Source organism: Caballeronia arationis (genome assembly GCF_001544975.2).
GTDB lineage: Bacteria > Pseudomonadota > Gammaproteobacteria > Burkholderiales > Burkholderiaceae > Caballeronia > Caballeronia arationis.
In genome coordinates this window covers 1-5,367 of the sequence record NZ_FCOG02000247.1, presented here as the reverse complement: position 1 = coordinate 5,367, position 5,367 = coordinate 1, and the positions used below count along the sequence as shown (strand labels likewise).

Annotated in this window: 3 protein-coding genes and 1 pseudogene; all 4 read left to right on the top strand. The window is 60.1% G+C overall.

The genetic code is table 11. From position 1 onward, the window contains the following. Positions 1–77 precede the first annotated feature (77 nt). Positions 78–671: pseudogene (locus tag AWB81_RS40180) on the top strand (electron transfer flavoprotein subunit alpha/FixB family protein); the annotation flags it as partial. Positions 672–1,084: 413 nt separating this feature from the next. Next, positions 1,085–2,287 carry a 3-oxoadipyl-CoA thiolase gene (pcaF, locus tag AWB81_RS40170; RefSeq protein WP_062643904.1) on the top strand — a complete coding sequence of 401 codons (1,203 nt, stop codon included), beginning with the start codon at positions 1,085–1,087 and terminating at the stop codon, positions 2,285–2,287. A 7-nt stretch (positions 2,288–2,294) separates the two neighbouring features. Then, complete coding sequence (locus AWB81_RS40165) at positions 2,295–3,821, top strand: 3-hydroxyacyl-CoA dehydrogenase (protein WP_062643902.1); 1,527 nt, start codon at positions 2,295–2,297, stop codon at positions 3,819–3,821. Between the two features lie 1,361 nt (positions 3,822–5,182). Further along, a partial coding sequence (locus AWB81_RS40160) for a CopG family ribbon-helix-helix protein (RefSeq protein ID WP_144444171.1) occupies positions 5,183–5,367 on the top strand: 185 nt, incomplete at its 3' end.

Genomic DNA, 5,367 nt, shown 5'->3' with positions numbered 1-5,367 from the left:
ACAATCGGAAACAGGCGTTGGCCGCACGCGCGGCGTAACGCCAAACTCGCCGGTCTCCGACAAACCCGGGGCGCTTCATCACCGCTGTCGATTCCGCCGATACCTTCGAGCGGCCGATCTATGCTGGCAACGCCACCGCGACGGTGCAATCGGACGATCCGATCAAGGTGATCACGGTCCGTTCGACCGGCTTCGATCCGGTCGCAGCCGAAGGCGGCAGCGCATCGGTCGAGAAGATCGAAGCGGCAGCAGACGCAGGCATTTCGCAATTCGTCAGCCGTGAACTGACGAAGCTGGACCGTCCTGAGTTGACGAGCGCGACCATCATCGTGTCGGGTGGCCGCGGTCTCGGCAACGGCGAGAACTACACGAAAGTGCTCGAACCGCTGGCGGACAAGCTCGGCGCGGCACTCGGCGCATCGCGTGCAGCAGTCGATGCGGGCTTCGTGCCGAACGATTATCAGGTCGGCCAAACCGGCAAGATCGTCGCGCCGCAGTTGTACGTGGCGGTCGGCATCTCGGGCGCCATTCAACATTTGGCTGGGATGAAGGACAGCAAGATCATCGTCGCGGTCAACAAAGATGCAGAAGCGCCGATCTTCAGTGTCGCGGACTACGGTCTGGTCGCTGACCTTTTCGTGGCAGTGCCGGAGCTTGTCGGCAGCCTATAGAAAATCTCCCTCTCCACCAACAGATTGACAATCCATCGGAGCCACCCGTGTCGACGACTTCTCATGAGGAAGTGCGCGCTGATGCAGCGAAGCTTGCCAACGAGGAAGATGCCTTCCTCTGGCGATGGTTCTGCGGCCTCTACGACGAGGGACGCATACGGTGGTGCAAGTCTGCCCAGGGGTGGCTTGTGAGCATAGACCACAAACACCTCGCAACTGAGCATGACTTTGACGCAGCCATTCGAATGGCGCGACAACGCTACTTCTCTGGAGGTAGGCAGAGACTAGAGAGATCCTCTCAATCGGTCGTCCGGTAAAAGGGCGGCGATCTCCGATCGGCGATGTCGGAACCTTGATGCTTGGCGATAGTGCCAACATCTTGCCAATTTCATATCGTAACTTTTGAGGAAATTATGGCAGACGTATTTATTTGTGACGCGATTCGGACACCGATTGGCCGCTATGCGGGCGCGCTGTCGTCGATGCGTGCCGACGACCTCGGCGCTATGCCCTTGCGCGCGCTGATGGAGCGCAACAAGGATGTCGACTGGAACGCCGTCGAGGAAGTGATCTTCGGCTGCGCGAACCAGGCTGGCGAGGACAACCGGAACGTCGCGCGCATGTCGACGCTCTTGGCCGGTTTCCCGGACGGTGTGCCGGGCACGACCGTGAACCGCCTGTGCGGCTCGGGCATGGATGCGATCGGCATCGCCGCGCGGGCGATCAAGTCGGGCGAAGCGAGCTTCCTGATCGCAGGCGGCGTAGAGAGCATGAGCCGCGCGCCGTTCGTGCAGGGCAAGGCGACGTCGGCGTTTTCGCGTCAGGCCGACATCCAAGATACGACCATCGGCTGGCGCTTCGTGAATCCGCTGATGAAGAAACATTACGGAGTCGACTCGATGCCGGAAACGGCGGAAAACGTCGCGGACGACTATAAGGTAAGCCGCGCGGACCAAGACGCTTTCGCGATGCGCAGCCAGCAAAAAGCAGCGCGCGCGAAGGCCGATGGCACATTTGCGCAGGAAATCGTGCCGGTGACAATCGCGCAGAAGAAGGGCGATCCCATCGTCGTCTCGCAGGATGAGCATCCGCGCGAGACGAGCATTGAGGCGCTGGCGAAATTGAAGGGCGTCGTGCGCCCGGATGGCAGCGTAACGGCGGGCAACGCTTCGGGCGTGAACGACGGCGCAGCCGCGCTTTTGATCGCCGACGAAGACAGCGCGAAGCGGCTTGGCCTCGTGCCGCGCGCGCGAATTCTCGGTCTCGCGACCGCCGGTGTGGCGCCGCGCGTGATGGGTATAGGCCCGGCGCCGGCGACTCAGAAGCTTTTGAAGCGCCTGAACATGACGATCGACCAGTTCGACGTGATCGAACTGAACGAAGCGTTCGCGTCGCAAGGGCTGGCCGTGCTGCGGATGCTCGGTGTCGCGGACGACGATCCCCGCGTCAACCCGAACGGCGGAGCGATCGCGCTCGGTCATCCGCTCGGCATGAGCGGTGCGCGCCTAGTCACGACCGCGAGCTACCAGTTGCAGCGCACAGGCGGACGTTTCGCGCTCTGCACGATGTGCATCGGCGTGGGACAGGGCATCGCGGTCGCGATTGAACGAGTCTGAGGCCGAGATGAGGAACGTTCAAGACGCGAAGATTGGAATCGTGGGCGCCGGAGCTATGGGGCAGGGTATCGCCCAGGTCGCCGCCGTCGCAGGCCTTGAAGTCCGACTGATGGACATCGATACCGCAGCAGCGGCGCGTGCCATCGCGGCGGTCGGTGTCATGCTCGACAAGCTCGCCGCCAAAGGCAAGCTCACGTCGGATCAGGCGCAAGCGGCGCTGGGGCGCATTCAACCAGTTGACTTGATCGGAGGACTCTCCGATTGCGATCTGGTGGTCGAGGCAATCGTTGAAAAGCTTGAAGTGAAACGGGCTTTGTTTGGGCAACTCGAAGAGGTAGTGCACGACGACGCGGTGCTCGTTTCGAACACGTCGTCGTTGTCGATAACAGCAATTGCTGCCGGGTGTCGTCATCCGCAGCGGGTTGCGGGCTTTCACTTCTTCAACCCGGTGCCGCTCATGAAAGTGGTTGAAGTAGTACGCGGGCTGCGTACCAACGATGCCATCATCGACTGGCTTGCAGCGCTAGCCGCGAAAGTTGGACATACGGCGGTCCGCTGCCGCGACATGCCGGGCTTCATCGTGAATCATGCGGGACGCGCATTAAACACCGAAGGCCTACGCATCGTTCAAGAGGGGGTGGCGGACGAGGGCACCGTCGATGCGATCGTGCGCGATCAGATGGGCTTTCGCATGGGGCCGTTTGAATTGCTGGACCTGACCGGCCTGGACGTGTCACATCCGGTGATGGAGTCAATCTATCGGCAATTCTATGACGAGCCGCGCTTCCGACCGTCGCCGATTACGGCGATACGCCTCGCCGGAGGAATGCTGGGGCGCAAGACCGGCTCCGGTTTCTATGAGTACGATGGCGGGATAAAGGTGACGGCGCCGGCTGCCACCCAAGCAATGCCCGGATGGAAGCCCGCTTCGGTGTGGGTGAGTTCTCGTAATCCGGAGGAAGCGCAACGGGTCCTGGACCTGCTCCAGGCGTTGCATGTCGAGGTGGAGATGGGCGTTGCGCCCAGTGACGACGCCTTGATCATTGTTACCCCGCTCGGACAAGATGCGACGACGTGTGCGATTGCGGAATCGCTCGACGCCACGCGTGTGGTGGCTGTGGACACGCTTTTTGGGTTTGACGCTAGTCTGCCACGCGTGATCATGCCCACTCCTGCCACCCGTGATGACATGCTCACGCTTGCTCAGGCCCTCTTCGGCATCGACGGTGTCTCGGTATTCACGATTCGTGACTCGGGTGGTTTCATAGCGCAGCGCGTGATCGCCTGTATTGTGAATACAGCGTGCGAAATCGCCCAGCAGCGGATTGCGACGCCGGACGACATCGACGCTGCGGTGCGACTAAGTTTGGGCTATCCGTTTGGCCCGCTGGCGCTCGGGGACCGTGTTGGCGCGAAGCGAATCGTCACCGTGTTGAAGGGCCTAGTCGAGGTCTACGGCGATCCCCGCTACCGTCCGGGCGTTTGGCTGGCTCGCCGTGCAGCGCTGGGTCTTCCGCTGCGGGCCGCAGACTGAAGGATAAAAGCGCCAACCTGTACCTAGCACTCTCAAGTTGCGGCGTGATAGTCGCAGACCTTGTGAGTGCTTTTAACGGACGCGAACAGAATCACCTACCACCTACCGTAAAGCACAGAAGTGGGCATCAGATGCAAAGCCGGACTTCGTGACTCGACTGCGGGACAGTTCAGAGTATTGAGGTCACTTTGGACCTCAATACGTCCACGGCAGGGCGTTACCGCCCGAACTGATATCTAACGACGACGCAGTCGCTATGGCCAGGCCTTTCGCTGGTCGGAGATAAAGTTTTGGAGTAGCGCCGACCAAGGAACCGGCGTTTGACATAAAGACAATTAGCGCATTTTAGTTAGTGGTCCTAATGGTTGTTCCTCCTGCACGTGGTGGGACACCGAGCGCGTCGAGAGCAGCATCATTTCACACGAGCGTCGGTACCTTGTCTTCGCACGAAGTTCGAACCGGCATAGAGATTAGGGATAGCGTTGGCGCGCGTGGTTACGTTCACAATCCAAATGCGATTGCGGTTGACCCGCTAAACAATGATGTGCTTCGGCAGCACGACCATCTTACGGGTGTTTGGCGCGCGGCCTTTGCGCAGGCGGAAGCGGTGAACCGGGTAACGTGCCCGCCGCTGCGACAACCGTGTCGAAGACGGCGTCTGCTGCAGGAAAACTTTCTTCGGTCGTGGATCTTGTCGGGCCTGCGCACCGCACGCGCGTGCCTTGAACACGCATTGCGCCGCTCGCATTGCGCACGCACGTTCAGGCCACCACTTCTTCGTCGGGATGTTTTCACCTTCTTCTTCGAGTGCCGTTCGCACCTCTTCGCGAAACCTCGCGTCGTAGGTCGGCTTCTTCCCAGGGTGTCGTGCCCGCAAAACGCTCGATCACTGCGGCAGTTATGTAACGCCGTCATGTGGCCCTTATTGGCTACCGGTGGAAAATTGATCATGCAGGAAAGAGAAAGAGTGCTTGTCGCTGCGGGCGACCACGATCGCACTGTTAGTTCGTCGCCCAGTCGCTGTCATCGCGCTACCACGTGGTAGATCTTTAAGATTCGCTACAGCCCCACCCGCATCGTTGCGCAGAAGCCGGAGCCGCGAAAAGGAATCTGCGACCAATATCCACTTTCGCGCAACGAAAACTAATCTAAAGCGTGATAATACGAATTATCAGGCATGGAGCGTCGCGGAAAGTCGGCGTTGGCGGCCGCCGAACGTCGGAAAACGCGCCGGCGAGCTACCTGACGATTCGGCCGGACGTCTCTGGACGAACCTTGGGGCCCGCCAAAACCGCATGCGTAACAACAGGCCATTTATTGATTTACAATAATTCCTATTGAACCATCGACGGAGACTAAACATGGTGGCAGAGACCAGGACGCTGACGGCACAGGTGCCCGTCGAACTTGCTCAGGAAGTAGATGCGTTGTCCGAGCGTCTTGAGCGGCCCCGCCAGTGGATCATCAAAAAGGCGCTGGTCCAGTTCCTTACTCGCGAGGCAGAGAAGCGACGCCTGATTCAGGAAGGTCTGGATGACGTCACCGC